The 25,973-nt window shown below is 67.9% G+C and carries 25 protein-coding genes and 2 riboswitches; of the genes, 15 read left to right on the plus strand and 10 right to left on the minus strand.

The features are described 5' to 3' along the window. Positions 1-50: 50 nt before the first annotated feature. The gene (locus JN302_RS35865) at positions 51-1,361 is read right to left on the minus strand and encodes an ABC transporter substrate-binding protein (protein WP_202330746.1); all 1,311 of its coding nucleotides are present in this window, start codon (positions 1,359-1,361) and stop codon (positions 51-53) included. A gap of 139 nt (positions 1,362-1,500) precedes the next feature. After that, on the minus strand, positions 1,501-2,397 hold the full coding sequence (locus JN302_RS35870) for a LysR substrate-binding domain-containing protein (RefSeq protein ID WP_202330747.1): 897 nt from the start codon (positions 2,395-2,397) through the stop codon (positions 1,501-1,503). A 108-nt stretch (positions 2,398-2,505) separates the two neighbouring features. Between JN302_RS35870 and JN302_RS35875 the strand changes: the two genes are divergently transcribed. Then, entirely contained in the window at positions 2,506-2,688 is a 183-nt protein-coding gene (locus JN302_RS35875; RefSeq protein ID WP_202330748.1) for a hypothetical protein, read from the plus strand. A 5-nt stretch (positions 2,689-2,693) separates the two neighbouring features. On the opposite strand, the gene JN302_RS35880 is transcribed toward JN302_RS35875, so the two are convergent. Next, a complete protein-coding gene (locus JN302_RS35880) occupies positions 2,694-3,653 on the minus strand; it encodes a sugar-binding transcriptional regulator (RefSeq protein ID WP_202330749.1) in 960 nt (319 codons plus the stop codon). A gap of 336 nt (positions 3,654-3,989) precedes the next feature. Here JN302_RS35880 and JN302_RS35885 point away from each other — a divergent pair, with 336 nt between their 5' ends. From JN302_RS35885 to JN302_RS35895, 3 genes are read left to right on the plus strand one after another with little or no spacing between them, the layout of a single operon-like run. Next, a complete protein-coding gene (locus JN302_RS35885; RefSeq protein ID WP_202330750.1) occupies positions 3,990-4,985 on the plus strand; it encodes an aldo/keto reductase in 996 nt (331 codons plus the stop codon). Between the two features lie 22 nt (positions 4,986-5,007). Beyond that, entirely contained in the window at positions 5,008-5,841 is an 834-nt protein-coding gene (locus JN302_RS35890) for an amidohydrolase family protein (RefSeq protein ID WP_202330751.1), read from the plus strand. A 21-nt stretch (positions 5,842-5,862) separates the two neighbouring features. After that, positions 5,863-7,014 (plus strand): glycosyltransferase family 4 protein, encoded by a 1,152-nt coding sequence (locus JN302_RS35895; protein ID WP_244846109.1) that lies wholly within the window; start codon positions 5,863-5,865, stop codon positions 7,012-7,014. Positions 7,015-7,850: 836 nt separating this feature from the next. Here JN302_RS35895 and cobD read toward each other — a convergent pair. Next, positions 7,851-8,891 (minus strand): threonine-phosphate decarboxylase CobD, encoded by a 1,041-nt coding sequence (gene cobD / locus JN302_RS35900; protein ID WP_202330753.1) that lies wholly within the window; start codon positions 8,889-8,891, stop codon positions 7,851-7,853. Here cobD and cbiB point away from each other — a divergent pair. Continuing rightward, positions 8,890-9,864: an adenosylcobinamide-phosphate synthase CbiB gene (gene cbiB, locus JN302_RS35905; protein WP_202330754.1), complete on the plus strand. Its 975-nt coding sequence runs from the start codon at positions 8,890-8,892 to the stop codon at positions 9,862-9,864. The genes cobD and cbiB overlap by 2 nt on opposite strands. Positions 9,865-10,173: 309 nt before the next feature. Here cbiB and cobO read toward each other — a convergent pair whose 3' ends face one another. Genes cobO through JN302_RS35925 form a run of 4 tightly spaced genes read right to left on the minus strand, consistent with a single transcriptional unit; the run spans position 10,174 to position 12,260 of the window. Further along, on the minus strand, positions 10,174-10,788 hold the full coding sequence (cobO, locus tag JN302_RS35910) for a cob(I)yrinic acid a,c-diamide adenosyltransferase (protein ID WP_202330755.1): 615 nt from the start codon (positions 10,786-10,788) through the stop codon (positions 10,174-10,176). A gap of 1 nt (position 10,789) precedes the next feature. Next, a complete protein-coding gene (gene cobU / locus JN302_RS35915; protein ID WP_202330756.1) occupies positions 10,790-11,308 on the minus strand; it encodes a bifunctional adenosylcobinamide kinase/adenosylcobinamide-phosphate guanylyltransferase in 519 nt (172 codons plus the stop codon). Continuing rightward, positions 11,301-12,068, minus strand: a complete 768-nt coding sequence (locus JN302_RS35920; RefSeq protein ID WP_202330757.1) for a CbtA family protein — start codon at positions 12,066-12,068, stop codon at positions 11,301-11,303. Before JN302_RS35920 ends, cobU begins: the two co-directional genes overlap by 8 nt. Before the next feature lie 12 nt (positions 12,069-12,080). Next, a complete protein-coding gene (locus JN302_RS35925; protein ID WP_202309066.1) occupies positions 12,081-12,260 on the minus strand; it encodes a CbtB domain-containing protein in 180 nt (59 codons plus the stop codon). A 36-nt stretch (positions 12,261-12,296) separates the two neighbouring features. Further along, a riboswitch (cobalamin riboswitch) is annotated at positions 12,297-12,486 on the minus strand. 60 nt (positions 12,487-12,546) lie between these two features. Further along, positions 12,547-12,753, plus strand: a riboswitch (cobalamin riboswitch). 53 nt (positions 12,754-12,806) lie between these two features. Here JN302_RS35925 and JN302_RS35930 point away from each other — a divergent pair. From JN302_RS35930 to JN302_RS35960, 7 genes are all read left to right on the plus strand, one after another. Beyond that, positions 12,807-13,226, plus strand: a complete 420-nt coding sequence (locus JN302_RS35930) for a DUF1636 family protein (RefSeq protein ID WP_202334560.1) — start codon at positions 12,807-12,809, stop codon at positions 13,224-13,226. Next, on the plus strand, positions 13,223-14,260 hold the full coding sequence (gene cobW, locus JN302_RS35935) for a cobalamin biosynthesis protein CobW (RefSeq protein WP_202330758.1): 1,038 nt from the start codon (positions 13,223-13,225) through the stop codon (positions 14,258-14,260). The genes JN302_RS35930 and cobW overlap by 4 nt, the downstream gene beginning before the upstream one ends. A gap of 216 nt (positions 14,261-14,476) precedes the next feature. Next, positions 14,477-18,040: a cobaltochelatase subunit CobN gene (locus JN302_RS35940; RefSeq protein ID WP_202330759.1), complete on the plus strand. Its 3,564-nt coding sequence runs from the start codon at positions 14,477-14,479 to the stop codon at positions 18,038-18,040. Next, complete coding sequence (gene cobG, locus JN302_RS35945) at positions 18,037-19,590, plus strand: precorrin-3B synthase (RefSeq protein WP_202330760.1); 1,554 nt, start codon at positions 18,037-18,039, stop codon at positions 19,588-19,590. Before JN302_RS35940 ends, cobG begins: the two co-directional genes overlap by 4 nt. 40 nt (positions 19,591-19,630) lie before the next feature. Then, on the plus strand, positions 19,631-20,263 hold the full coding sequence (locus JN302_RS35950; RefSeq protein WP_202334561.1) for a precorrin-8X methylmutase: 633 nt from the start codon (positions 19,631-19,633) through the stop codon (positions 20,261-20,263). Next, positions 20,260-20,991: a precorrin-2 C(20)-methyltransferase gene (locus tag JN302_RS35955; RefSeq protein ID WP_202330761.1), complete on the plus strand. Its 732-nt coding sequence runs from the start codon at positions 20,260-20,262 to the stop codon at positions 20,989-20,991. The genes JN302_RS35950 and JN302_RS35955 overlap by 4 nt, the downstream gene beginning before the upstream one ends. Next, a complete protein-coding gene (locus tag JN302_RS35960) occupies positions 20,988-21,749 on the plus strand; it encodes a precorrin-3B C(17)-methyltransferase (RefSeq protein ID WP_202330762.1) in 762 nt (253 codons plus the stop codon). Before JN302_RS35955 ends, JN302_RS35960 begins: the two co-directional genes overlap by 4 nt. On the opposite strand, the gene JN302_RS35965 is transcribed toward JN302_RS35960, so the two are convergent. Next, a complete protein-coding gene (locus tag JN302_RS35965) occupies positions 21,716-22,480 on the minus strand; it encodes a cobalt-precorrin-6A reductase (protein WP_202334562.1) in 765 nt (254 codons plus the stop codon). The genes JN302_RS35960 and JN302_RS35965 overlap by 34 nt on opposite strands. Before the next feature lies 1 nt (position 22,481). On the opposite strand from JN302_RS35965, the gene cbiE reads away from it, so the two are divergent. From cbiE to cobM, 3 genes are read left to right on the plus strand one after another with little or no spacing between them, the layout of a single operon-like run. Further along, the gene (gene cbiE, locus JN302_RS35970) at positions 22,482-23,726 is read left to right on the plus strand and encodes a precorrin-6y C5,15-methyltransferase (decarboxylating) subunit CbiE (protein WP_202330763.1); all 1,245 of its coding nucleotides are present in this window, start codon (positions 22,482-22,484) and stop codon (positions 23,724-23,726) included. Then, the gene (locus JN302_RS35975) at positions 23,723-24,103 is read left to right on the plus strand and encodes a cobalamin biosynthesis protein (protein ID WP_202309075.1); all 381 of its coding nucleotides are present in this window, start codon (positions 23,723-23,725) and stop codon (positions 24,101-24,103) included. The genes cbiE and JN302_RS35975 overlap by 4 nt, the downstream gene beginning before the upstream one ends. Then, positions 24,100-24,864 carry a precorrin-4 C(11)-methyltransferase gene (cobM, locus tag JN302_RS35980; protein WP_202330764.1) on the plus strand — a complete coding sequence of 255 codons (765 nt, stop codon included), beginning with the start codon at positions 24,100-24,102 and terminating at the stop codon, positions 24,862-24,864. The genes JN302_RS35975 and cobM overlap by 4 nt, the downstream gene beginning before the upstream one ends. Here the strand turns inward: cobM and JN302_RS35985 are convergent. Then, positions 24,831-25,961: a cobalt-precorrin-5B (C(1))-methyltransferase gene (locus tag JN302_RS35985; RefSeq protein WP_202330765.1), complete on the minus strand. Its 1,131-nt coding sequence runs from the start codon at positions 25,959-25,961 to the stop codon at positions 24,831-24,833. The genes cobM and JN302_RS35985 overlap by 34 nt on opposite strands. Positions 25,962-25,973 lie beyond the last annotated feature (12 nt).

Genomic DNA, 25,973 nt, shown 5'->3' on the forward strand with positions numbered 1-25,973 from the left:
AGGGGCTGCCCGGACCGGGAGAACCGGGCAGCCAGTTGCCGGGAGGATGGCTATTTGATGTAGCCGGCGCGCGTCATCTCGCGAACGGAAGCCGACTGGGCCTGGGCCAGCGCGTCGTCGACCGTCATCTGACCGGCAAGTGCGGCCGAAAACAGCTGCCCCACCGTTGTGCCGAGCCCCTGGAACTCCGGAATGGCGACGAACTGCACGCCGACATAGGGCACCGGCTTCACGGTCGGCTTGGTCGGATCGGCGGAGTTGATGGAATCCAGCGTCATCTTCGCGAATGGCGCTGCCTTCTGATATTCCGGGTTCTCGTAGAGCGACACGCGGGTTCCAGGCGGAACATTGGCCCAGCCTTCCCTCGACGCGACGAGCGCCAGATAGTCCTTGCTGGTCGCCCAGGCGACGAACTTCTCGGCCGCCGCGGCCTTCTGCGTGCCGGCAGGGATGGCGAGCGACCAGGCCCAGAGCCAGTTGCCCCGCTTGCCGAGGCCGTTGTCGGGCGCCAGCGCGTAACCGACCTTGTCCGCGACCGTCGAATCCTTCGGATTGGACACGAAGGATGCCGCCACGGTGGCGTCGATCCACATGCCGCATTTGCCCTGCTGGAACAGCGCCAGATTTTCGTTGAAGCCGTTGGAGGATGCCCCTTGCGGGCCGGCGTCGTTCATCAGCTTCACATAGAAATCGAGCGTGTTCTTCCATTCCGGCTGGTCGAACTGCGGCTGCCAGGTCTCGTCGAACCAGCGGGCGCCGAAGGAATTCGACATGGCGGTGAGGAAGGCCATGTTCTCGCCCCAGCCCGCCTTGCCGCGCAGGCAGATGCCGTTGATATCAGCCGAGCGGTCGGTGATCTTGCGGGCGGCTTCCCCGATGAACTCCCAGGTCGGCGCCTCGGGCATCTCCAGCCCGGCCTTCTCGAAGAGGTCGGTGCGGTACATGATGAAGGAGCTCTCGCCGTAGAAGGGCGCGGCATAGAGCTTCCCGTCGGCCGACAAGCCGCCGGCGATCGCGGGAATGATGTCCTTGACGTCATAGTCGGCGCCGAGATTTTCGAGCGGCAGCAGCCATTGCTGCTTGGCCCAGATCGGAACCTCGTAGGTGCCGATGGTCATCACGTCGTACTGGCCGCCCTTGGTCGCGATGTCGGTGGTGACGCGCTCGCGCAGCACGTTCTCTTCCAGCGTCACCCATTGCAGCTCGATATCCGGGTTCTTGGAAGTGAAATCGTCCGTCAGCTTCTGCATCCGGATCATGTCGCCATTGTTGACCGTTGCGATGGTCAAGGTTTCGGCATGCGCGGCGAAGGCGAGAGCGCTGGCGGAGCACAGGCCGAGAATGAGGGAACAGAGTTTCATGCGACGTCCTCCCTGACTGAGCAATTGCTTTGTCCATGAGCAATTACTCACTCTTGATGATTTAAGTCAAGGCAGATTCGTTGCTGCAGCGCAGCACCGCGCGACCACGATAGTGCGTTGCGGACGGGAATGGAGACGATCAGACGTCGAGCGACGCGGGAACCGCAGCGAGGATCCAGTCGCGGAAGGCGCGGATCTTGGGGGCGTTGCGCCTCGCCTCGGGATAAGCGAGCCAATAGCCATGGCCGTCGTCGCCGACCAGGTCGAATGGCTGCATGAGCCGGCCGCTCTCGACTTCGGCGCGATAGAAGGCGGGTGTCAGCATGGCGACCCCTCGCCCGGCCATGGCGGCGGCGGCCTCGAAGGCCTGGGCGCCGAGTTGGGTCCGCGGCTTCTGCGAAAGCCAGTCGGTCGGCACTCCGGCCGCGTCGAGCCATTTCGGCCACCAGGGATCGCCGGGATCGATGATCGGCAGCCGCCTCAGATCGGCGGGCTCCCTGACGCCGCCGATCGTCTCGGCAAGCGCCGGGCTCAACATCGGCGTGAAGACGGCGCGCAGAAGAAGATGCGCCGCGAGGCCCGGCCATTTGCCGCCGCCGGCGCGGATGACGACGTCGACATCGTCCCGGCTGAAGTCGACCATGCCGCTGGAAACCTCGAGGCGCACCGCCAGTGCGGGATGCGCCATCTGGAAGGCCCCGATGTGCTGGGCCAGCCACTGCGCCGCGAAGGTCTGAACGGCATTGATGACGAGGGTGCCCTGTGCGCCGTGCCTAGCCGCCTGGTAGGCGGCGCTCAAGAGCTCGAAGGCCTCGCTCGCAGCAGGCGCAAGCCGCCGCCCCGTCTCTGTCAGCGTCACCTGTCGCGGCCGGCGCAGGAACAACGGCGCGCCGACGCGATCCTCCAGCAGCTTGATCTGATAGCTGACAGCCGCCTGCGTCATGCCGAGCTCGTCCGCCGCCTTGGTGAAGCTGCCGTGGCGAGCGGCGGCCTCAAAGGCGCGGATCGCGGCGAGGGGCGGCAAGGGAAGCACCATGCATAAAATCTCCTTATGCACTGCGCCATAGATTCAATTGGAAAACAAGGGCTTTTCGGCTCAGATTCCGTCCATCGGATCAATCTTGCCACAGACGGAGAACCCGCCATGCCGATCAGGATCAGCACGGCTCGACGTAACGCGCACCATGACACGGGCTGGCTTAGACGGCTCGCCGCGAGGTTCCTCCGCCCCTGCCGAACGCTGCTCGACCCGCGCTCGCTGCCGGATCACCTCAAGCGCGACATGGGCTTTCTCGACGGCAACGGCCCGAATGTGAAAGGGCAATGATGTCTTCAACCCGCCGCGAGCAGCGCCGTCGCGGTGCGTTCGTCGGTGATCAGCCCGTTGACGAGGCGGCGGGTCAGCGCCGCCAGAATGCCCGGAAGCTTGCGCTCGCCCATCGCTGCGGCGATGACCAGCGAGCGCTCGCGCGAGGGGAGCGGCGCGGACGCCACGCGATCGTTGGTGAGGCCGTCGATCAGCCGGCCCTCGCGGTCGAAAGCCCAGCCGACAATCTCGCCGACCGCGCCGGCCTTCTGCAGCGCCTTCAACTCGGCTTCGGATATGAAACCGTCCTCATAGAGAGGCGCGCGCGGGCCGAGATCGCCTATGCCCACGAAAGTGATGTCAGCCCGCGCCGCAAGTTCCATCGTCGGCCGGATCATCGCCTGGGCGTGCAGCATCTCGCGCTCGGCCGCGGAGGTGACGATGACGGGAAGCGGCATCGGGAAGCTGCGCGCCTTGGTCTTGTCGGCCATGGAAAAAATGACGTTGTAATAGGCGGCCGACCCGTCCGGCGAAATATTGCCGGTGAGCGACACCACCTTGTGTTGGGAGCAGTCGATCGGCGAAAGCTGCTCGACCGCCGCTTTCAGCGTGCGCCCGGTGCCCAGCGCCAGAACAAGAGGCTCGGCCGCGCGCAGACGACGCTCGATCTCCGCCGCGGTGGCTTCGGCGATGCCCAGCGTCGTCGATTCCGACTCCGGGTCGCTCGGCACGATTTCGGCGAGATCGAGCGCAAAACGCGATGTCAGCCTGGCCGCAAGGTCGAGGCAATTGGCGATCGGGTGGTCAAGACGAACCTTGACCAGCCCCTCCGACACTGCGAGCGAGACGAGACGCTGCGCGCTCTGGCGCGAGACCCCCAGCTTGGCGGCGATCTGGTCCTGCGTGTTGCCAGCGACATAATAGAGCCAGCCGGCCCGGGCCGCATCGTCGAGCCGCGGCCTGCCCGCCTCCTGCCTGGTGTTCATGCCCGACTGCCTCACCCCAAACGCCTCCGTGTCGTTGTAAAGCACGGTCCGGCAGCACCGCGCAACGACCGCCAGATGCAGCGCCACGCACGCGAGCCGGTGCCCAAGCCCATTCTCGCAAGGTTCTCAGGAAAGAGCAATTGCTTCGTATGTTGACATTTGCTCATGTCGCGTTTCGATCGAATGCGCCCGTCCGACATCCGGCAGAACGGCCGGGTCGGCATCATCCGGCAGGCCGTGGCAGGAGCACCTTGCCGAGACCGCACGAATGGTTCAGGAAAACACCGGCGGGCTGCCGCAGCCTGAAGGACACGCCACGCTCCGGAGGAGAAGCACATGAGGACGCGCCGCGTCGGCGATACGGCACTCGAGGTCACCGAGATCGGCTTCGGCGGAACGGCGATCGGCGGCCTCTACCGCGCCTGCCCGCGCGAGGCGGCAATGGAAACGCTGGAGCGCGCCTGGGATACCGGGCTGCGCTATTTCGACACCGCGCCCTTCTACGGCTTCGGCCTGTCGGAGCGCCGGACGGGCGACTTCCTGCGCGACAAGCCGCACGGCTCCTATGTGCTCTCGACCAAGGTCGGCCGGCTGCTGCGGCCGGTGCCCGACGGCCAGGTGCCGGACCATGGCTATGTCGACCCCCTGCCCTTCGCCGTCGACTATGATTATTCCTATGATGGCATCATGCGGTCGTTCGAGTTCAGTCATGCCCGGCTCGGGCTGAACCATATCGACATACTCTATGTCCACGACATCGGTACCTACACCCACGGCGCCGAGGCCGCACGCGTGCATCTGCGGCACTTCATGGACACCGGGCTCAGGGCGTTGGAGGAACTCAAATCGTCCGGCGCCATCTTGGCCTACGGGCTCGGCGTCAACGAGGTGCGGATCTGCCTGGACGTCCTGTCCCGCGCGCCGCTCGACTGCATCCTGCTTGCCGGCCGCTATTCGTTGCTCGACCGCTCCGCCGAAGCCGAACTGCTGCCGCTGTGCAGAAGCCGCAACACCTCGCTGGTGATCGGCGGCGTGTTCAACTCAGGCATCCTCGCCACGGGCCCGGTGCCCGGCGCGAATTTCGACTATGGACCGGCGTCGGGGGACATCCTGTCGCGCGTGGGCGCGATGGAGGAGATCGCGCGGACAGGCGGCTATCCGCTTGCTGCCGCCGCCCTTCAGTTTCCACTGCATGAGCCGGCCGTCGCCACCGTGCTGATCGGCACGGCAAAGCCGGCAAGCCTTTCGCGCAACATCGACCTCTTTTCCGCGGAAATCCCGGATAGCGAATTCGACAAATATCGAGAACACACGGTCGTGCAGGAACTCTGACGCGACCGAGGGGAGGAAAGACATGCCGACGACACTGATCGATGCGCACCAGCATTACTGGCAGATCGCACGCGGCGACTATGGCTGGATGGGACCGCAGGTCGAGCCGATCCGCCGCGATTATTTTCCCGCCGACATGAAGCCGCATCTCGACGCCGCCGGCGTGACGCGCACCGTCGTCGTGCAGGCGGCTCCGACGGTGGCGGAGACTGAATTCATGCTCGGCCTCGCCGACGAGGACAACACGATCGCCGCGGTGGTCGGCTGGGTCGACCTGCATGCGGCAGACGCGGTCGCCACGCTGGAGCGCCTCGCCCGGCATCCGAAATTCCGCGGCATCAGGCCCATGCTGCAGGATATCGAAGACACGTTCGACATTCTTGCTCCCGCCTGTATCGCCGCGCTGGAGCGGATGCCGGCGCTCGGACTATCCTTCGACGCGCTCCTGCAGCCGCGCCATTTGCCGGTCGCCGCGGCACTCGCCGATCGCCTGCCCGATCTCGCCATCGTCGTCGACCACGGCGCCAAACCCTTCATCGCAGACGGCATCATCGAGCCCTGGGCGAGCGACATTGCCGCGCTCGCCAGGCGCCCCAACGTGTCGTGCAAACTCTCGGGTCTGATCACGGAAGCCGGAGCGGAATGGTCGGTAGCGATGCTGAAGCCCTATGCCGACCATCTGGTCAAGGTGTTCGGCGCCGAGCGTCTGATGTTCGGCAGCGACTGGCCGGTGCTCGATCTCACCGCCGGCTATGCAGCGTGGTGGAGCGCAGCGCATGAGCTGACGTCCGGCCTCTCCGAAGCCGGGCGCGCCGCCATATTCGGCGGAACGGCGGCCCGCTTCTACCGGATTTGAAATATGCGGCGAGCCGTGCGAGTGAATGGCAACAATGCCCCGATGACACCGCAGCGGCTCGCCCTCATATCCAGCCAGGCCTTCTCCCTCGCCAATTTCCGGGGGACGCTGATCTCGTCGCTCGTGGGGCGGGGAGTCGAGGTCTTCGCGCTCGCGCCGGACTATGACGACACGACCCGCTCGGCGGTCGTTGCGCTCGGCGCGAAGCCGATCGACTATCCTGGCTCACGCACCGGCCTCAATCCCGTGCGCGACCTCCTCGATACCTTGCGCCTCGCGCTGCTGTTGCGCCGGCTGCGTGTCGATGTCTCGCTCGGCTATTTCATCAAGCCCGTGACCTTCGGGACGATCGCCGCCTGGCTCGCCGGTGTGCCTCGGCGCTTCGCCATGATCGAGGGCCTCGGTTATGTCTTCATCGGCGCGGACGAGCAGCAAGGCCTCGCCCGCCGCGCCCTGCGGGGCCTGGTCAAGAGGCTCTATCGGTTCGCGCTCGCCCGCGCGCGCAAGGTCCTTTTCCTCAACGACGACGACATCGCGGAATTCAAGCGCGCCGGCCTGGTGGCCGCGGACAAGGCGGTCAAGCTCGGCCCCATCGGTGTCGATCTCGACCGCTGGTTGCCGGCGCCGCCGGTGCTCGATCCCGTGACTTTCGTCATGACGGCCAGGCTGCTGCGGGAGAAAGGGGTGGTCGAATATGCGGGCGCCGCGCGCATGGTGAAGGCGAGACATCCACGCACGCGTTTCATCCTGCTCGGCGGGCTCGATTCCAACCCCGGCGTCATCCCCCGCGCCGAGGCCGACGCCTGGGTCCAGCAAGGCATCCTCGAATGGCCTGGCCATGTCCCGGTCGAGCCCTGGCTCGCTCAGGCCAGCGTCTATGTGCTGCCTTCCTATCGTGAAGGCGTGCCCCGCAGCACACAGGAGGCGATGGCGATGGCCAGACCCGTCATCACCACCGACGTGCCCGGCTGCCGCGAGACGGTGCAGGACGGTGAGAACGGCTTCCTCGTTCCCGCACGGGACACCGAGGCGCTGGCGGCAGCCATGCTGCGCTTCGTCGAGAGGCCGGATCTGATCCCTCCCATGGGGCAGGCCAGCCGGCGCATCGCGGAAGCCCGCTTCGATGCGAAACGCGCCGACGCGCTCATCATCGACACCGTTCTGGGCGAGTAGTTGCGGTAGCCTTCGGCGGTCGGTGCCACCCTCGTCCGCCTGTCGCCACGTTGTCGGGTGCGTCCTTCGAGGCTCGCCCACGAAGGTGGGGCGCCGACAATCCAGCCTTCTGCGGGCTCACGCCTCAGGATGAGGACCGGTGGCGCCGAGGCCAGGCGAAGATACCGGCACCCACGGCACTTATCCTGAAGTGCGAGCCTGCAAGCGGTCGCCGTGAAAAGTGCGTCCTTCGAGGCTCGCCCACGAAGGTGGGGCGCCGACAATCCAGCCTTCTGCAGGCTCACGCCTCAGGATGAGGACCGGTGGCGCCGAGGCCAGGCGAAGATACCGGCACCCACGGCACTTATCCTGAAGTGCGAGCCTGCAAGCGGTCGCCGTGAAAAGTGCGTCCTTCGAGGCTCGCCCGCGAAGGTGGGGCGCCGACAATCCAGCCTTCTGCGGGCTCACGCCTCAGGACGAGGACCGGTGGCGCCGAGGCCGGGCGGTCGAGAAGTACCGAACCTCCGCGAAGATACCGGCACCCACGGCCCTTATCCTGACGTACAAGCCCGCAAGCGGTTGCCGTGAAAAGTGCGTCCTTCGATGCTCGCCCGCGAAGGTGGGGCGCCGACAATCCAGCCTTCTGCGGGCTCACGCCTCAGGACGAGGACCGGTGGCGCCGAGGCCGGGCGGTCGAGAAGTACCGAACCTCCGCGAAGATACCGGCACCCACGGCCCTTATCCTGAGGTGCGAGCCCGCAGGGCGTCGCCGTAGAAAGTGCGTCCCTGGCGAGGGCGAGCCTCGAAGGACGCACTGGAGAAGGTGCCGATATCAAGATGATAGTGCGGCGCGACGGTCAAGAGTGAGGTTCTATACCACTCCAAGTGCGCAATGCCTGCTCTATCCGGTTCGTCTCCTGCACACTCCCAGGCAGGCCTATGCGCAATTCATGAGGGCGTTCGGCGAAGTTGCGGATGAGAATCCCGTGCCTGCCGAAAAGATCGAAGATCTCTGCAGCAGCCGTCGTGCGCAGGAAACGGAAGAGGCTCGTACCGCCCGAGACCGGCAGGCCATGACGTGCCAAGACGCCGTCCAGCGCGGTCGCCTCGCGTTCAAGACGCGCGCGCATGTCGTTCTGCCAGTCCGTATCGGCCAGTGCGGCGATCCCGTATTCGAGCGCCGGGCCGGCCACTGCCCAGGGCCCCAGTGCTGCTGCGAGCTGCCGGGCCACGGCTTCGGCGGCGACGGCGAAGCCGAGCCGCAGCCCCGCCAGTCCGAAAAACTTGCCGAAGGAACGCAGCACGACGGGACCGCCCTGCTCGACATCGCCGGCCACGCTTTCCGCAGTCGGCCCGACATCCATGAAGGCCTCGTCGACCACCAGCAGTCCGCCTTTGCGTCGCATCGCCTCGGCAAGCGCCAGCAGGCGGGCGCGATCGACGACGCGTCCGTCGGGATTGTTTGGGTTGACCAGGACGGCGAGGTCGGCATCGAAGAGATCGTCGAAATCCGTCACTTCGCTCACATCATGGCCGGCGAGTGCTGCAGCCCGACAATGCTCGGCGTAGGTGGGCGACAGGACGCGCGCCCGGCCGGCCGGAACCAGCGCGGCCACGCGGGGCAGCAGTATCTGGGTCCCCGGAGCGGGGACGACGTTCGCGCCCGCCGGCACGCCGTAGGCCCGCGCCGCGACCGCAGCGAGTTCCGCAGCACGTGATGCCTCTGGAAGCCGCGTGAAGGCGGTGGCGGGCACGTCGAAAAATGGATAGGAGTGCGGGTTGATCCCCGTCGAGAGGTCGATCCAAGGCTCGCGCGCTTGCGGAAACAATGCGCGGGCGCGGGCAAGACTTCCGCCGTGATCGACCACCGAAGCGGCAAAGAGTTCCGAACGCGCCATGTCAGTCCTTATCGCATTCCTGTCGCTGATGATCGAGCGCGCCACCGGCTATCCCGACCGTGTGCTCAAGGCGATCGGCCATCCGGTGATGTGGATCGGGAGCCTCATCTCGCTGCTGGACAGGTCGCTCAACCGCGCGGATGACCCGGCTCCGACGCGCCGTGCCGCGGGCGTGGCGGCTCTTGTCGCCATCATCGTCTCGACCGGCGCGGTCGCATGGGTCGTCGAGGCGCTGCTGCTGGCTATGCCGCTCGTCGGCTTGGTGATCGTGGCGCTGCTGGCGAGCAGCCTGATCGCCCAGCGCAGCCTCGGCGAGCATGTGACCGCGGTGGCGCGGGCGCTCGAACTGGAGGGGATCGCCGGCGGACGGCGGGCCGTGGCGCGCATCGTCGGCCGCGACCCCGAACGCCTTGACGAGGCCGGCGTGGCGCGCGCGGCAATCGAGAGCCTGTCCGAGAATTTCTCCGACGGCATCGTCGCTCCGGCCTTCTGGCTGGCCGTCGGCGGTCTGCCGGGTGCCGCCGTCTACAAGGCGGTCAATACGGCGGACAGCATGATCGGCCACCGCTCGCCTCGTCACGACGCCTTCGGCTGGGCCTCGGCGCGCTTCGACGACCTGATCAACCTGCCGGCGTCGCGCCTGTCGGCGCTGCTCATCGTGGCCGCCGCCCGGTTCGTGCCCGGCGCGTCGCCGGAGGCCGCATGGCGCGCCGTCCACGAGGATGCCGGAAAGCACCGCTCGCCGAATGCCGGCTGGCCGGAGGCGGCGATGGCCGGCGCGCTCGGTCTCGCGCTTGCCGGCCCGCGGCACTATGGCGGCGTGCTGGTCGACGACGCCACCATGGGCGCGGGCGGGCGCCGCGAGGCGACATCGGCTGATATCAGGCGCGCGCTGCAGCTCTACTGGTGGGCGGATGGATTGCTGATCGGGCTGATGGGCGCGGTCGCGGTGATTTGGTACACAGTGGCGTAGGCGGGTCGCAGCGTCCGAAGTACCCCTCATCCGACCTCGCTTCGCGAGGCCACCTTCTCCCACAAGGGGAGAAGGGAACGCGCTGCTGCCGCGCTTCCGCCAGTCGTCGATGTCGGCGATTTGCAGAGCCGACCAAGCCAGGCTCCGGCCTTCTCCCCCTGTGGGAGAAGGTGGCCGCGCGGAGCGCGGTCGGATGAGGGGTACTTCCGTAGCGTGCGCATATCCTAGCCCTCGAGGCGAGAGATGGCCGGCAGGCCAGAGGGGGCATTCGGCGAAGGAAACATGCCGATGGTCGCGGACTCTCCCGCTTCAGAACTCGATACCCTGCTGGGCCTTCACTCCGGCAGCGAAATGGTGCTTCACTTGGCCCATCTCCGTGACGAGGTCGGCGGCTTCGACCAACTCCGGCTTGGCGTTCCTGCCGGTGACGATGACATGGAGGCCCTCCCGCCTCCCTTTGAGCGTCGCGACAACCGCCGCGAGGTCCAGATAGTCGTAGCGAAGCGCGATGTTCAACTCGTCGAGGATCACCAGGCTGATCGAGGGATCGGCGATCAGTTCGAGCGCCTTCTGCCAGGCGCGCTCGGCTGCCGCCACGTCGCGCTTCAGGTCCTGCGTCTCCCAGGTGAAACCCTCGCCCATCGTGTGCCAGACGACGCGGTCGCCGAAAGCGGCGAAGGCGTCCTTCTCGCCCGTATGCCAGGCACCCTTGACGAACTGGACCACGCCGACGCGGCGGCCATAGCCCAGCATGCGCAGGGCAAGGCCGAAGGCGGCGGTCGACTTGCCCTTGCCGGGACCGGTATTAACGATCAGGAGCCCCTTCTCGATCGTCTTGCCGGCGACTTCGGCATCCTGGACAGCCTTGCGCTTGACCATTTTCGCGCGATGGCGCTCTGCGCTCTTCTCGTCGATCGTCTTCATCTCACTTCACCCGCATGGGCAGGCCAGCCACCATCAACAGCACGCTGTCGGCGCCTGACGCCACCATCTGGTTGAGCCGGCCCTGGGCATCCCGGAACCGGCGGCCGAGCGGATTGTCCGGCACGATCCCGAGCCCGACCTCGTTGGACACGACGAACCAGGGACCACGCGGCGCGGAGAGCGTGTCGGCAAGCCTGCGGGATTCGGCGTCGACATCGTGGCCGGCCAGCAGATGATTGCTCAGCCACAAGGTCAGGCAGTCGATCAGCACCGGCCGTCCGTCCGGCACCGCCGCGATGGCGTCGACCAGATCGAACGGCGCGTCGACCGTCGACCAGCGATCATCACGTCGTTGCCGGTGGAGCGCGATGCGCTCCACCATCTCATTGTCGAAAGTCTGGGCGGTTGCAATATAGATCCAGGGCGACGGCAGCGCCGAGACGAGAGCCTCGGCATGCGTGCTCTTGCCGGAGCGCGCGCCGCCCAAGACAAAGGTCAGGCTGCCGCGCAACTCAGGCAAAGCTGCCGCGCAGCCCGGCCTCCTCGCCGCCCATGAAGCGCGATCGGACCGCGCCCGCCACTGCACCCAGCACCAGCCAGAACAGGAGATTGGTGATGGTGGTCGCCACGACGAATTCGTGGTGCAGGTCGGTCGGAACAGGCGTTTCGTGGCTTGCCGGCTGCGGCGCACCGATGACGTGCGGCGCCACGATCAGGGCGACGCCGACCAGCGCGAGGACCGCAGAGCGCCGGAACGCGATCATGGCCAGCCCGGCAGCCGTCGCGACGACCGTTCCGATCCACCAGACCTGGCGATCAAACAGGTCGGCAGCCGGCATGGCGGGCAGCTCCGGAGGCAGGCCGAGACCGGGCGCGAGCGTGAAGACGGCAAAGCCGGCGAAGCCCCAGATGAGCCCCTGGCGCCAACCCGCGATACCGCCCGCGAGCTCGGAAGCCGCCAAAAGGATCAGAGCGAAACCGATGCCGCTCACGACATTGGCGACGGTGGTATAGGCAAAGCGTTCGAAGCCGTCGGCCGGTGCCCAGGCGTCCTCGCCATGTTCATGCACATGCGGGGCGGCCTCAGCCGGCGCCTGGGCGGCCACGCCGGCATCGGCCGGAGCCGCCGCGCCATGATCATGCGCGGGCTCGGCATTCTCGAAAGTCTCCGCCTTCAGGATCAGCGGCACGGTGGCGTAGGCCTGCAACGCCGCGAGCACGACGCCCGCAACGAGCCCGGCCAACGCCGCGATGAACACGACGTTGCGCAAAACGGTCATGACGGGACGCCTTTAGTGGCAGGGAAACGCCATCGAATGGCGATAGTCGTGCGCGGCATTGTGGACGGCCTCCATGGGAGAAAAGCCGAGAAAGCCGATGACGAAGATGCCAAGAAGGCCGGCCAGCGCCAGCTGCATGAGGCGCGACTGCGTGGAAGCGGAGGCGCCAAGTGTCGTGGAAGCCGTGTTCATTCCAAAATCCTTTCGCCCTCCACCCGAGGGCATCGAACCAAATGCGCGTCGCCGGCAGGTCTCCTGGCTTGCGGCTCTGCGCTCCGGTCCGCCTTCCCGGGACGAATCCCAGTGGCATCGGGCAAGAGCTTGCCGCATACAGTTGCGGGGCAGCCGCGGCCTTGGAAAAATTCCGTACCGCATTCCCTCTTGTTCCCTTGCGGGAACCGTCGACACTGGACTCATAACCCAAAACGGAGGCCCGGCAAACCTTATTTCCGACGCGTTGACAGCCGGATGCGACGCAGCCTAAATGCCCTTCGACGGTCTCCTCTGAGCAATGAGAGGAGCTAAGAGGGAATGCGGCGACGGGCCGTTGGTCCGGAATCCGCAGCTGTCCCCGCAACTGTGAGCGGCGAGCTCCTTGCCCGATGCCACTGGGGCGCGACCCCGGGAAGGCGGAACGGAGCGCCGAGCCGCGAGCCAGGAGACCTGCCGTCAAGGATCAATCCTGCAAGCCTGGCGGGTGTCCCGGGCAAGGAGCACGGTTTGGAATTCGACGAAGCGATTGCCGCCGGTGATCCGTGCGTCGAGGCATCGGCCTCGGCGGCGCCTCAGGACATCGTCACCATCATCGTCTGCAGTTCGTGCCGCGACGCGACCGGTACCGACGCGCGACCCCGGCCGGGCGAGGTGCTCGCAAGTGCGACGCGAGCGCAGAACACCGCTTCCGACGTCCGTGTCGAAGAGGTCGAGTGCCTCGGCAACTGCAAGCGGCGGCTGAGCGCCGCCCTGACCAAGCCGGGCGCCTGGAGCTATGTGTTCGGCGACCTGAGGCCGGAGGCGGCCGGCGACCTGGTCGCGGGCGCGCAGCTCTTCCACACCTCCACCGACGGGCTGCTGCCCTGGCGCGGCCGGCCCGATTCCCTCAAGCGCGGGCTCGTCGCCCGTATACCGCCTCTCGCATTGTTCAAGGACAAGACATGACCGCTTCCGCCGATCGGGTCCCCTGCACCGTCGTCACCGGCTTCCTCGGCGCCGGCAAGACGACGCTTATCCGCCATATGCTCGAAAACGCCAACGGCAAGCGGCTCGCCATCATCGTCAACGAATTCGGCGACGTCGGCATCGACGGCGAGATCCTCAAGGGTTGCGGGATCGAGACCTGCCCGGAGGAGAACGTCGTCGAACTCGCCAATGGCTGCATCTGCTGCACCGTGGCCGACGATTTCGTGCCTGCGCTCGACCAGATCCTCTCGCGCTCGCCGAAGGTCGACCACATCCTCATTGAGACGTCAGGGCTGGCGCTGCCGAAGCCGCTCGTCCAGGCCTTCCAGTGGCCGGCCATCAAGGGGCGCGTGACGGTCGACGGCGTGGTGGCCGTCGTCGACGGGCCGGCTCTCGCCGAAGGCCGGGTAGCCTCCGACATGGATGCGCTGCAAGAGCAGCGGCAGGCCGACGGCACGCTCGACCATGACGATCCCGTCGAAGAGGTGTTCGAGGACCAGGTCGCCTGCGCCGACCTCGTGATCCTGTCGAAGAGCGACCTGCTCGACCGCGACGCCGCCGCGCGCGCCAGCAAGCTGGTCGAAGGGCATCTGTCGCGGGCGGTGAAGATCGTGCCGTCGACGAACGGCAAGGTCGATCCCGCGATCCTGCTTGGCCTCGGCCTCGCGGTGGAGGACGACATCGAGAATCGCAGGACGCATCACGACGACGAACTCGATCACGACCATGACGACTTCGACAGCTTCGTCGTCGACCTGCCTGTCATCGCCGACCCGGAAGCGCTCGCCAGGCGCGTTACCGCGGTCTCCGAGGCGGAAAACGTGTTGCGAGTGAAGGGTTTCGTCGACGTCGCCGGCAAGCCGATGCGGCTGCTGGTGCAGGCCGTCGGCCCGCGCGTCTCGCATTATTACGACCGTGCCTGGGCGGCGTCCGAGGAACGCCGGAGCCGGCTGGTGGTGATCGGGCTGAAAGGGCTCGACCGCCCGGCGATCGAGGGTATTCTTGCGGGGTGAGGACGAGCTTTTGATGAAACCTCCGCTTCGCGAGCCTCTCTCCCCCCTTGAGGGGGAGATGGCTGCGCAGCAGCCAGAGGGGGTTGTTGCGGCCGTGCGCGACGTCGTGCTTTCACAACAGCAAAGATTGACCTCGCGCGCTGCCGGACTGACCCCACCCGGCCGCTGCGCGGCCACCCTCCCCTCAAGGGGGAGGGGAACGTCGGCCCATCCCTGATGCATATCCTCGCGACCACCACCGCATCGCTCGATGATCTGATCGAGCCCGTCGATCTCAGGCAGACGCCGGCGGAGATGGTCGCATTGTCCTTCACCGACAGCGACCTCGCGGCCCTCGCGACCGCATGGAAGGCGGAAGAGACCGCCCTGCCCTCCATGCGGCTTGCCCGGCTGCGCGATCTCAGGCACCCGATGTCGGTGGATCTTTGGATCGACGGCGTCGCACGCCACGCCAAGGTGATCCTGGTGCGGCTGCTCGGCGGCTATGACTGGTGGCGATATGGCTGCGACCGGCTGGCTGCCGTGGCGCGCGAGCGTGGCATCCGGCTCGTGCTCCTGCCCGGCGAATGCCGCGAAACGGATGAGACGCTGGCGGGGCTGTCCACTTTGCCGACGGCCGAACTCGACGGACTCCTCGCCTATTTCCGCGAAGGCGGGCCGCAGAACATGCGCGGCCTTCTGCGCCGCCTCGCCCGCCACGCCGGCAGCGACGTCGAATCAGAGCCGGCGGAGCCGCTTGCCAAGGTGGGCTTCTACGATCCGCAGCGCGGCGTGGTGTCGCTCGAAATGTTGAATGCTGCGAGGCCGCAGGGGGCGCCAGTCGCGCCCATCCTGTTCTACCGCTCCATGCTGCTCGCCGCCGATGTCGCGCCGGTCGACGCGCTCTGCGCGGCACTGGTTTCGCGCGGCATCTTTCCGCTGCCGATCTTCGTGTCGAGCCTGAAGGACACCGCTGTGATCGCCTTCGTCGAGAAGGCGGCGCGGGAGGTCCAGCCGTCGCTGATCGTAACGACCACCGCATTCGCCAGCGGTGCCGAGGGCGGCGAGACGCTGCTCGACCGGATCGGCGTGCCGGTGCTGCAGGCGGTGGTGGCGACGACACGGCGCGAAGCCTGGGAGAGCGGCCAGCGCGGTCTGGCGCCGGCTGACCTCGCCATGCATGTCGTGCTGCCGGAGCTCGACGGGCGCATCCTGGCCGGCGCCATCGCCTTCAAGGCCGACACCGCCTCCGACGATGCGCTCGCCTTCCAGGGCCAGGTCAACCGGCCCGAAGCCGATCGTGTCGAACAGTTCGCCGACCGTGCCGCGAACCTCGTGCGCCTGCGTGAGACGCCGCGCGACGAAAGGCGCATCGCGATCCTCATCCCGGATTATCCGGCGGCGGGAGGCCGGACTGGCTATGCGGTCGGCCTCGACGTGCCGGCGAGCGTGCTCGCCATGCTGCACGACCTCAGGGCCGAGGGTTATGAGGTCGAGAACATTCCGGAGACGCCGCGCGATCTGCTGAAGTTGCTCGAGCGAGAAGGCGAAGGGATTTCGATTGCGGACTATCGGCGGCGGTTTGGCGGCCTGTCCGAGCAGGCGCGGGGCAAGATCGAGGAGGCCTGGGGGCGGATAGACGAAATTGGCCTTTTGTCGGAAAAAACTGAGTCCGGTCGGCACCCCTCATCCGACCGCGCTTCGCGCGGCCACCTTCTCCCACAAGGGGAGAAGGGAAGACCCGCCGCGAGGTCTCAGCCAATCTTCAACGCTGGTGATTTGCAGAGCCGGCCAAGCCAGGCTCCTTCCTTCTCCCCTTGTGGGAGAAGGTGGCCTCGCGAAGCGAGGTCGGATGAGGGGTACTCCCCAGCTCACTTCACCTTCCGCGCCGCGCGGTTCGGCAACGTCACCGTCGCGCTGGCGCCGGACCGCGGACGATCGGAGGATCGCCGGGCAGACTATCACGACCCGTCCTTGCCGCCGACCCACGCGCTTCTGGCCTTCGGCTTCTGGCTGCGGGAGAACCTCGGCTGTCACGCACTCGTCCATGTCGGTGCCCATGGCACGCTGGAATGGCTGCCGGGCAAGACAGTGGCGCTGTCGCGCGACTGTTTTCCCGAGATCGTCACCGGCCCGCTGCCGTTGATCTACCCATTCATCGTCAGCAATCCGGGCGAGGCGGCCCAAGCCAAGCGCCGCATCGCGGCGGTCACGATCGGCCACCTGCCGCCGCCGCTCATCGGTGCCGGGCTCGACGAAAGCCAGCAGAAACTGGAACGCCTCGTCGACGAGTATGCGCAAGCCGACGGGCTCGACCGCCGCCGCCGCGACCGGTTGGCAAAGCTCATCGTCGAGACGGCGACGCAATCCGGCCTCGCCCGCGAAGCCGGGGTCAACGACGCCGACGATCCGGACGCCGCGCTGATGCGCATCGATGCCTGGCTGTGCGATCTCAAGGACCTTTCGATCAAGGAAGGCCTGCATGTCTATGGCAGACCTGCGGAAAACGAGACGGACCCGCAGCGACGGGAAAGTGCCGAGGCCGAGCGGCTGGCCCTCGTCGCCGCCCTCGATGGCCGCCATATCTCGGCGGGCCCATCCGGCGCGCCGGCGCGCGGGCGAACCGACGTGCTGCCGACCGGACGCAACCTCTTCGCCAGCGATCCGCGCACCATGCCGACGCCGACAGCCTATGACCTCGGAAAGGCCGCGGCTGAAGAGGTGCTGCGGCGACACCTGCAGGATCATGGCAACTGGCCGCGCGCGCTGGTCATCGATCTCTGGGGCAGCGCCAGCCTGCGCACCGGCGGCGAGGAGATCGCGCAGGGGCTGGCGCTGATGGGTTGCCGCCCGCAATGGGACCCCGCGACAGGCCGCGTCACCGGCATCGAGGTGCTGCCGCCGGCGGTGCTCGGACGTCCGCGCGTCGACGTCACCTGGCGGATATCGGGGCTTTTCCGCGACATGTTCCCGACGCAGATCGCGCTGATGCATGCGGCGACCCTCGCCGTCGCCGCACGCGACGAAGCGGCCGGCGACAATCCGCTCGCCGAGGCCGCCCGCAAAGCGGGATCGGCGCCCGCCCGCATCTTCGGCTCCTCGCCGGGGAGCTACGGCGCCGGCGTCGAGGACCTTCTCGCCTCCGGGCGATGGCAGACGCGCGGGGAGATCGGCCGTGCCTATCTGGAAGCGACCTCGCATGCCTTCGGCGGAGCCGAGGGCGAAGGCCGCGCCTTGCCGGGTGCCTTCGCCGCACGGGTCGCGGAAGCCGAGCTGCTGATCCATACCGGCGACGACCCCGGCCGGGACATATTGGAAGGGTCGGCCGACGTCGCCTTCATCGGCGGTTTCGCCGCCGCACTCGCAGCACTCGGGAGCAATGCCGACGTCATCACGCTGGACACGACCGACCCGGCCCGGCCGCGGGCGCGCTCGGTGGCCGAGGCGGTCACGCGCGTGGTGCGCGCCCGCGCCGTCAACCCGCGCTTCATCGACGGCCAGCTTCGGCATGGACCGCGCGGCGCGTCCGAATTTGCCGAGACGGTCGACCGGTTGATCGGCTTCGCCGAGACGACCGCGGCCATTCCGGGCACACTGATAGAGGCGGTTCATGACGCCTATCTTGGCGACGAGAGGGTGCGGGCCTTCCTGCTGCGGGAAAACCCGGCGGCGGCACGCGCCATCGCCGAGCGTTTCGCGGCGGCGCGACGGCGCGGCCTCTGGCACCCGCTGCGCAATTCCATTGACGACGACCTCGCCGCGCTGATCGAAGAGGCCCGCGCGCAGGAGATCGCCGCATGAGCGCGGCGGCCACCAAAGCGGCAGAGCGTCCTTTGCGCGTCCAAAAGGACGCGCGGCGCTCTGTGAGGGGCGCCTGCCCGACGCTCGCCGCCCCGATGGAGACCGGCGACGGGCTGCTCGCGCGGCTGAACCCGGTATCGGGTGGCATATTGCCGTCGACGCTGGCCGCGATCGCCGAAGCGGCGGCGCGTTTCGGCAACGGGCAGATCGAGGTGACTGCGCGCGGCAGCCTTCAGATACGTGGTCTGACCCGGCTCACTGCGCCGCTGCTCGCCGAGGCAATCGACGGGCTCGATATGAATGTGCGCACCGGCGTGCCGGTGGAGACGGGGGCGCTCTCCGGGCTCGATCCCGAAGAGATCGCCGATCCCTCGCCACTTGCCGAGCGCATTCGCCAGGCGATCGCGGCCGCAGGTCTGTCAGCCCGTCTCGGGCCGAAGGTCTCGGTGGTCGTGGACGGCGGCGGGCGGCTGCCGCTTGGCGAGGTGCTGGCGGATGTGCGGCTGGAGGCGGCCCGACGCGGCGGTGCCGTTGTCTGGCATGTGGCGATCGGCGGCACGCGCGAGACGGCGCGGGGGTTGGGATTTGTCGAGATTGAAGCGGCGGGTTCGGTGGTGATGGCGCTCCTCGAAGCGATCGCTTCGAAAGGAAAGACGGGGCGTGCGAAAGAGCTGACGGACGGCGAGTTGGAGGCTGCGTTGCGGTATTTGCCGCAACCGGATCGAGCCACACGCAGCGACAATCAATCGTCGCAGGCTGCGCCCCCACCCCCCTCTGTCCTGCCGGACATCTCCCCCTCAAGGGGGGAGATCGGCCTTCACGGTCGTCCTGCGCAATCGCCACCGCTGCAGGATAGGATGAGCGGCTGCGGCCAGCCAATCTCCCCCCTTGAGGGCCTTGAGGGGGAGATGTCCGGCAGGACAGAGGGGGGTGAGACGCGCATAGGCGGAGCACATTTCGTCGGACCTGCCTCCCCAATCACCACCCTCTCCCTTTCAGACGGGCGCACGGCGCTCGGCATCGGCTTGCCTTTCGGTCAGGCGACCGCTGCGCAGATCGTCTCTTTTGCCGATGCCGCAATGCGTGCCGGTGCCGACGAAATCCTCATGGCGCAAGGGCGGAGCCTCCTTGCGCTGTGCCCTACTGCGGAAGCGGCCGAGACGCTGCGAGAGGCAGCGGCCGCGCTCGGCTTCCTGACCGACGCCGCCGACCCAAGGCGCAGCGTCGTCGCCTGTGCAGGCGCGCCGGCCTGCGCGTCAGGCCATCTGCGGGCGCGCGCCATTGCCGCTGAGATCGCCGCGCTGCTGCCGTCCGGCCTCGACGGCGTCGTCCACGTCTCGGGCTGCGCCAAGCAATGCGCCAAGCCGGCGCGTGCCGCTTTCACCCTGATCGGCACCTCCGACGCTTGCGAAATCCATCACGGCGACGGCCGGGAAGGCCAGCCTATCGCAAGCGTCGCCATTGGCGACGCAGCCGCCGCATTCGGACGCGCGGCAAGGCTCTATCGGAACGAGAAGAAAAACGGCAAAGGAGCCGCTACCCGGCCCTGACCGCCGGTCGGCTGCTGCGCCACCACAATCGGGAAGCATGATGTCCGCATATGACTATATCAAGGACGGCACGGCGATCTACGAGCGGTCCTTCGCCATCATCCGGGCCGAAGCCGATCTCTCGCGTTTTTCGGCTGATGAGGCCGACGTCGCCATCCGCATGATCCATGCCTGCGGTCAGGTCGAGGCGGCGGCGCAATTCGTCTTCTCGCCGGGTTTCGTCGCAGCCGCGCGCGCGGCACTCCAGTCCGGTTCGCCCATCCTGTGCGACGCCGAGATGGTGGCGCATGGCGTGACCCGAGCTCGCCTGCCGGCCGGGAACGAGGTGGTCTGCACGCTGCGCGACCCGCGCACGGCCGGCCTCGCCGAAAAGATCGGCAACACCCGTTCCGCCGCAGCCCTGGAGCTATGGCGCGACAGGCTCGGCGGGGCGCTGGTCGCCATCGGCAATGCACCGACCGCGCTCTTCCGTCTGCTCGACATGCTGCGCGAAGGAGCGCCGAAGCCCGCCGCGATCATCGGCATGCCGGTGGGTTTCGTCGGCGCGGCCGAATCGAAGGATGCTCTCGCCGAGGATTCGCTCGGCGTGCCCTTCGCCATCGTGCGCGGCCGCATGGGTGGCAGCGCGATGACGGCCGCCGCCGTCAACGCCATTGCGAGGGCAGGCCTTTGAACGGAACCGGACGCCTGATCGGGGTCGGCACCGGCCCGGGAGACCCCGAGCTTCTGACGCTGAAGGCGGTGCGGGCGCTCGGCGAGGCCGACGTCGTCGCCCATTTCGCCAAGCGCGGCAACAACGGCAATGCGCGCCGAACCGTCGACGGCCATTTGCGGCCCGATGTGATCGAACTGCCGCTGCTCTATCCCGTGACGATCGAAATCGAGAAGGACCATGACGCCTACAAGGCTGCGATCCTGCGCTTCTACGAGGAGTCCGCAGCCATGGTGGAAGGCCATCTCGCTGCGGGGCGCACCGTCGCGGTGCTCAGCGAAGGCGATCCGCTGTTCTACGGCTCCTATATGCATCTTCACGTCAGGCTCGCGCAGCGCTTCCCAACCGAAGTAATCCCCGGCGTGACCGCGATGTCGGGTTGCTGGTCGCAGGCCGGCCTGCCGATCGTGCAGGGCGACGACGTGCTCACCGTCCTGCCCGGCACGATGGACGAGAAGGAGCTGGCGAGACGGCTCGCCGACACGCAGGCCGCCGTGATCATGAAGATCGGCCGCAACCTGCCCAAGATCCGGCGCGCCGTCGAAGCCGCGGGTCGGCTGGAAGGCGCCGTCTATGTCGAGCGCGGCACCATGGAAAACACGGCGTCCATGCCGCTCGCCGGCAGGCAAGACAGCCCGGCGCCCTACTTCTCGATCGTGCTCGTGCCGGGCTGGGACGCGCGGCCATGACCGGACGGCTACTGGTAATCGGCACGGGGCCCGGCAACCCGGACCAGATGACGCCCCAGGCGCAGGCCGCCGCCGCCCAGGCGACCGACTTCTTCGGATACGGCCCCTATCTCGACCGGATCGCCCTGAGCGACGGCCAGGCCAGGCATGCCTCGGACAACCGCGAGGAACTCGCCCGCGCCAGGGCGGCGCTGACCATGGCCGCCTCGGGCAGGACAGTTGCCGTGGTATCGGGCGGCGATCCCGGCGTCTTCGCCATGGCGGCGGCCGTTTGCGAGGCGATCGAGGACGGCCCGCCGGAATGGCGTTCCGTCGAACTCGACATCGTACCAGGCGTCACCGCCATGCTTGCGGTCGCCGCGCGCGCCGGAGCGCCACTCGGCCACGATTTCTGCGCGATCTCGCTGTCCGACAATCTGAAACCATGGGACCTGATCCAGCGCCGGCTGGAGGCCGCCGCCTCGGCCGGCTTCGTGATCGCACTCTACAATCCGATCAGCCGGGCGCGCCCCTGGCAACTCGGCAAAGCCTTCGAAATCCTGCGCGCGGTCCTGCCCGCAAGCACGCCCGTCATCTTCGGCCGCGCGGCCGGCCGGCCGGATGAGCGCATCGCTGTCTATGCGCTTTCGGACGCCGATCCCGGCAAGGCCGACATGGCGACCTGCGTGATCATCGGCTCTCCGGAGACGCGCGTCATCGAGCGTGAGGGCCACGCACCGCTGGTCTATTCGCCGCGTTTTGCGGAGCCGGCACGATGATCGATCATCGCCAGAGCCTCTCCGACGCTGCCCGCGGACGGCATGGCGGGCGCCTCGGGGCGGCGGAACATGAGCACATCGATATCCAGCTTGCGCGCCGCCGCAAGCTTGGCATAGGTCGCCGTGCCGCCGCTGTTCTTGCAGACGATCGCATCGATGCGCCAATGCTGCAGCAGGCCGGTTTCCTCGGCCTCGCCGAAAGGTCCGCGGCCGAGAATGTAGGCGGCATCGGGCACGGCGAGCGGCGGCTCGACCGGATCGACGCTGCGGATCAGATAGAAATGGGCGGGCGCGGCCTCGAAGGGACCGATCTCCTGCCGGCCGAGCGCCAGAAAGACACGACGCGAGGCACCGCCCAAGGCGACGACCGCTTCCTCCGCGCCATCCACCATCTGCCAGCGGTCGCCGGGCAAGGGTTGCCAAGCGGGGCGGTGAAGCCTGAGCGCCGGGACGCCCGATTGCCGCGACGCCAGCGCGGCATTGGCCGATATGCGCGCCGCATAGGGATGGGTGGCGTCCACGAGAAGCCTGATTTCGTGGTCGCGCAGATATGCGGCCAGGCCCTCGGCGCCGCCGAAGCCGCCGGTGCGCACCGGCACGGGCTGCGCGACCGGATCCTGGGTACGGCCGGCGAGCGACAGGGTCACGTCGAGATCGCGGCGCGGCGCGAGCTTGCCGGCGAGCTGGCGTGCTTCCGTCGTGCCGCCGAGGATCAGAATGCGGTAGGTCATCATGCCTTCTAAGGATGCCGCCGCCGCCATATCAACCGGAAAAGCCTGGCTCGCCGTTATCGGCATCGGAGAAGACGGCATTGCCGGCCTCGGCGAGGCGGCGAAACGGGCGATCGCCGAAGCGACGGTGGTCTTCGGTGGCAAAAGGCATCTGGCCCTTGCGGCCGAGTTGATCCGCGGCGAGGCCCGCGCCTGGCCTGCACCGTTCGACAGCGCCATGGCCGATGTGCGGGCGCTGCGCGGGAGCCACGTCTGCGTGCTGGCCTCGGGCAACCCGTTCCTGCATGGCGTCGGTGCGACCCTGGCGCGCCACGTGCCTGTCGAGGAGATGAGGGTGATCCCCGCGCCTTCCGCCTTCAGCCTCGCCGCCTCGCGGCTCGGCTGGGCCCTGCAGGAGACGGAGACCGTTTCGCTGCACGGCAAGTCGATCGAACTCGTCCGCCCGGTGCTCCAGCCGGGCAGGAAGATCATCGTGCTGACATCTGACGAAAAGGGCCCGGCCGCAGTCGCGGCCCTGCTCGCCGGCTCCGGCTTCGGCAGCTCGACGATCACCGTCCTGGAAGCCTTGGGCGGCCCGGGCGAAAGGGTCACGCGCAGCCGGGCGGACGGCTTCGCCATGGCTGATGTCAATCCGCTCAACGTGCTGGCGATCGAGGTTGTCGCGAGCCGCGACGCAAGGGTGCTCGCCCGCGCCCCGGGCCTCGCCGACAGCCTGTTCGAGCATGACGGCCAGATCACCAAGCGCGAGATCCGCGCCGTCACGCTCTCGGCGCTGGCGCCGCGGCGCGGCGAGCTGCTGTGGGACATCGGCGCGGGCTCGGGATCGATCTCGGTCGAATGGATGCTCGCCGATCCGTCGCTGCGCGCCATCGCGATCGAGGCCGACGCCGAGCGCGCTGCACGGATCGGCCGCAACGCCGCCGTCTTCGGCGTGCCCGCCCTTGAAGTCGTCAATCGCCGCGCGCCTGAAGCCCTTGCCGGGCTCGCCGCTCCCGACGCCATCTTCGTCGGCGGCGGCGGCAGTGACGACGGCGTGATGCCGGCAGCAATCGAAGCACTGAAGGCGGGCGGCCGGCTGGTCGCCAATGCGGTGACATTGGAGATGGAGGGGGTCCTGATGGCGCTCCATGGCAGGCTTGGCGGCGAACTGGTCCGCGTCGCCATTGCGCGCGCCGCCCCCATCGGCACGATGAACGGCTGGAAGCCCGCAATGCCCGTCACCCAATGGTCGTGGACGAAGCCATGATCGTCGCGGGGATCGGCTGCCGGAAAAACACCGACACGGATGCGGTGCTGATCGCGATCGACGACGCCTTGTCGCGCCATGGACTGGCGGCAGGCGAGCTCGACGCGCTGGCCACCGTGCCGCAGAAGTGCAGCGAGCAAGGCATCCGCGATGCGGCGGCGCGGTTGGGCTTGCCGCTGGTCGTCGCCGGCGAGGCGGAATTGCTGGAGGTCGAGACCCTCAGCCATTCGCCGGCGTCGGTCGAAACGACGGGAACCGGCTCGGCCTCGGAAGCCGCCGCGCTGGCCATCGCCGGCAGAGCCGGCCGGCTCTTGGGGCCGCGCATCGTCGCCGGCGCCGTCACCTGCGCGATCGCGGTCGGAGAAGGCAAGCCATGACCGTCCATTTCATCGGCGCCGGGCCGGGTGCGGCCGATCTCATCACCGTGCGCGGGCGCGACCTGATCGCGCGTTGCCCGGTTTGCCTCTACGCCGGCTCGATCGTGCCGAGGGAACTCCTTGACTATTGCCCTGATGGCGCGCGCATCGTCGACACGGCGCCGATGTCGCTCGACGAGATCGAGGCCGAATACGCCGCCGCCGAAGCGGCCGGCCGGGACGTCGCGCGCCTGCATTCGGGGGACCTTTCCGTGTGGAGCGCGGTGGCCGAGCAGATCAAGCGGCTGCAGAGGCTCAATATCCCTTATACGATGACGCCGGGCGTACCCTCCTTCGCGGCGGCCGCGGCGGCGCTAGGCCGCGAACTCACCATTCCGGAAGTCGGACAGAGCCTCGTTCTCACCCGTGTCTCCGGTCGAGCCTCGCCGATGCCGGAAGGCGAGACGCTGGCGGGTTTCGGCGCGACCGGCGCGACGCTCGCCATTCATCTCGCCATTCACGCGCTCGACCGGATCGTGGCCGAACTCGCCCCGCTCTATGGCGACGATTGTCCCGCGGCGATCGTCGCCCATGCATCGCGCCCCGATGAGAAGGTGATCTCAGGCACGCTCGGCACGATCGAGGCGCTGTTCGCCGCCGATCCCGTCGAACGCACCGCTATCATTTTCGTCGGTCGTTCGCTGGGTGCCCAGGAGTTCCGCGAGAGCTCGCTCTACGACGCCTATTATCAAAGGCGGTTCAGGGGACGCGACGCGCCATGAGACGGAGCGCCATGAGACGGAGAGAAGGGCGCCTGCCCCAGAAACACGCCGTTGCGGTCGAAGACCAAAATCTCCAGCTCGACCGCGGGGTCGTCGAGCACGGCCGCGGCCGTCGCCCATGCCTTGGCGGCGATCGTGTCGCCGAGCGGCAGGCCTTCGGCGACGGCGATCTGGAATGCCTCGGCGACCATATTGGAGCCACGGATGCGTTCGGCCAGTCCGGCATCCGCGCCGGCTTCCAGCGCCACGGCGGCGAGGGCGTCGAGGTCAGCCCCGCCACGCTTGGAATGGACGTCGAGCATGCCCTGCGCGAGCTTGGTCATCTTGGCGACACCGCCGGCGATGGTCACGCGCCGGACCGGGTGGCTGCGCAGATATTTGAGCATGCCGCCGACGAAATCGCCCATATCGATGAGCGCGATCTCGGGCAGGTCGTGGAATTTCTGCACCGCCGCCTCGGAGGTGGAACCTGTGGAACCCGCGACATGGTCGAGGCCTGCGGCGCGGGCGACATCGATGCCGCGATAGATCGAGTGGATCCAGGCCGAGCAGGAGAACGGGATGACGATGCCGGTCGTCCCGAGGATGGAGATGCCGCCGATGATGCCGAGACGGCCGTTGAGGGTCTTCTTCGCGATCTCCTCGCCGTCCTCCACCGAGATCTCGACCTCGAAATCGGCATCCGCGCCGGCGACTTCGGCGATCGCCTGCGCGATCATGCGGCGCGGCACGGGATTGATCGAGGCCTCGCCCGGCGGCAGCGGCAGGCCGGCCCGCGTGACGGTGCCGACGCCAGGTCCCGCCCGGTAGACGATGCCCGAACCCTTGGGCCCGCGGCGCACGGTGCTCGCGACGAACGCGCCATGGGTGACGTCGGGGTCGTCGCCGGCATCCTTGACGATCCCGGCCATGGCGACGCCCTCGCCCTTTTCCCAGCGAGCCAGCGCGAAGGCCGGCTGCTGACCGCCCGGCAGCGTCACCGCGACCGGATCGGGGAAATCGCCAGTCAGGAGCGCTGCGCAAGCGGCCTTGCTCGCCGCCGCCGCGCAGGTTCCCGTGGTCCATCCACGACGCAGGGGCCGCTCGTTCTTGGTCATGGGCAATGCTAT

The sequence above is a fragment of the Mesorhizobium sp. L-8-3 genome (genome assembly GCF_016756615.1).
In the GTDB taxonomy this organism is placed as follows: Bacteria; Pseudomonadota; Alphaproteobacteria; order Rhizobiales; family Rhizobiaceae.

Excerpts from the sequence above, each read along its gene's own strand:
- cobD (WP_202330753.1), bottom strand. The coding sequence starts at position 8,891 with ATGGCGCGTTCGGAACTCTTTGCCGCTTCGGTGGTCGATCACGGCGGA.
- JN302_RS35925 (WP_202309066.1), bottom strand. The coding sequence starts at position 12,260 with ATGAACACGGCTTCCACGACACTTGGCGCCTCCGCTTCCACGCAGTCG.
- JN302_RS35975 (WP_202309075.1), top strand. The coding sequence starts at position 23,723 with ATGATCGTCGCGGGGATCGGCTGCCGGAAAAACACCGACACGGATGCG.
- cbiE (WP_202330763.1), top strand. The coding sequence starts at position 22,482 with ATGCCTTCTAAGGATGCCGCCGCCGCCATATCAACCGGAAAAGCCTGG.
- JN302_RS35880 (WP_202330749.1), bottom strand. The coding sequence starts at position 3,653 with ATGAACACCAGGCAGGAGGCGGGCAGGCCGCGGCTCGACGATGCGGCC.
- JN302_RS35920 (WP_202330757.1), bottom strand. The coding sequence starts at position 12,068 with ATGACCGTTTTGCGCAACGTCGTGTTCATCGCGGCGTTGGCCGGGCTC.
- cbiB (WP_202330754.1), top strand. The coding sequence starts at position 8,890 with ATGTCAGTCCTTATCGCATTCCTGTCGCTGATGATCGAGCGCGCCACC.
- JN302_RS35965 (WP_202334562.1), bottom strand. The coding sequence starts at position 22,480 with ATGACCTACCGCATTCTGATCCTCGGCGGCACGACGGAAGCACGCCAG.
- cobW (WP_202330758.1), top strand. The coding sequence starts at position 13,223 with ATGACCGCTTCCGCCGATCGGGTCCCCTGCACCGTCGTCACCGGCTTC.
- JN302_RS35890 (WP_202330751.1), top strand. The coding sequence starts at position 5,008 with ATGCCGACGACACTGATCGATGCGCACCAGCATTACTGGCAGATCGCA.
- JN302_RS35950 (WP_202334561.1), top strand. The coding sequence starts at position 19,631 with ATGTCCGCATATGACTATATCAAGGACGGCACGGCGATCTACGAGCGG.
- JN302_RS35865 (WP_202330746.1), bottom strand. The coding sequence starts at position 1,361 with ATGAAACTCTGTTCCCTCATTCTCGGCCTGTGCTCCGCCAGCGCTCTC.
- JN302_RS35875 (WP_202330748.1), top strand. The coding sequence starts at position 2,506 with ATGCCGATCAGGATCAGCACGGCTCGACGTAACGCGCACCATGACACG.
- cobM (WP_202330764.1), top strand. The coding sequence starts at position 24,100 with ATGACCGTCCATTTCATCGGCGCCGGGCCGGGTGCGGCCGATCTCATC.
- cobG (WP_202330760.1), top strand. The coding sequence starts at position 18,037 with ATGAGCGCGGCGGCCACCAAAGCGGCAGAGCGTCCTTTGCGCGTCCAA.
- JN302_RS35870 (WP_202330747.1), bottom strand. The coding sequence starts at position 2,397 with ATGGTGCTTCCCTTGCCGCCCCTCGCCGCGATCCGCGCCTTTGAGGCC.
- JN302_RS35960 (WP_202330762.1), top strand. The coding sequence starts at position 20,988 with ATGACCGGACGGCTACTGGTAATCGGCACGGGGCCCGGCAACCCGGAC.
- JN302_RS35985 (WP_202330765.1), bottom strand. The coding sequence starts at position 25,961 with ATGACCAAGAACGAGCGGCCCCTGCGTCGTGGATGGACCACGGGAACC.
- cobO (WP_202330755.1), bottom strand. The coding sequence starts at position 10,788 with ATGAAGACGATCGACGAGAAGAGCGCAGAGCGCCATCGCGCGAAAATG.
- JN302_RS35940 (WP_202330759.1), top strand. The coding sequence starts at position 14,477 with ATGCATATCCTCGCGACCACCACCGCATCGCTCGATGATCTGATCGAG.
- JN302_RS35885 (WP_202330750.1), top strand. The coding sequence starts at position 3,990 with ATGAGGACGCGCCGCGTCGGCGATACGGCACTCGAGGTCACCGAGATC.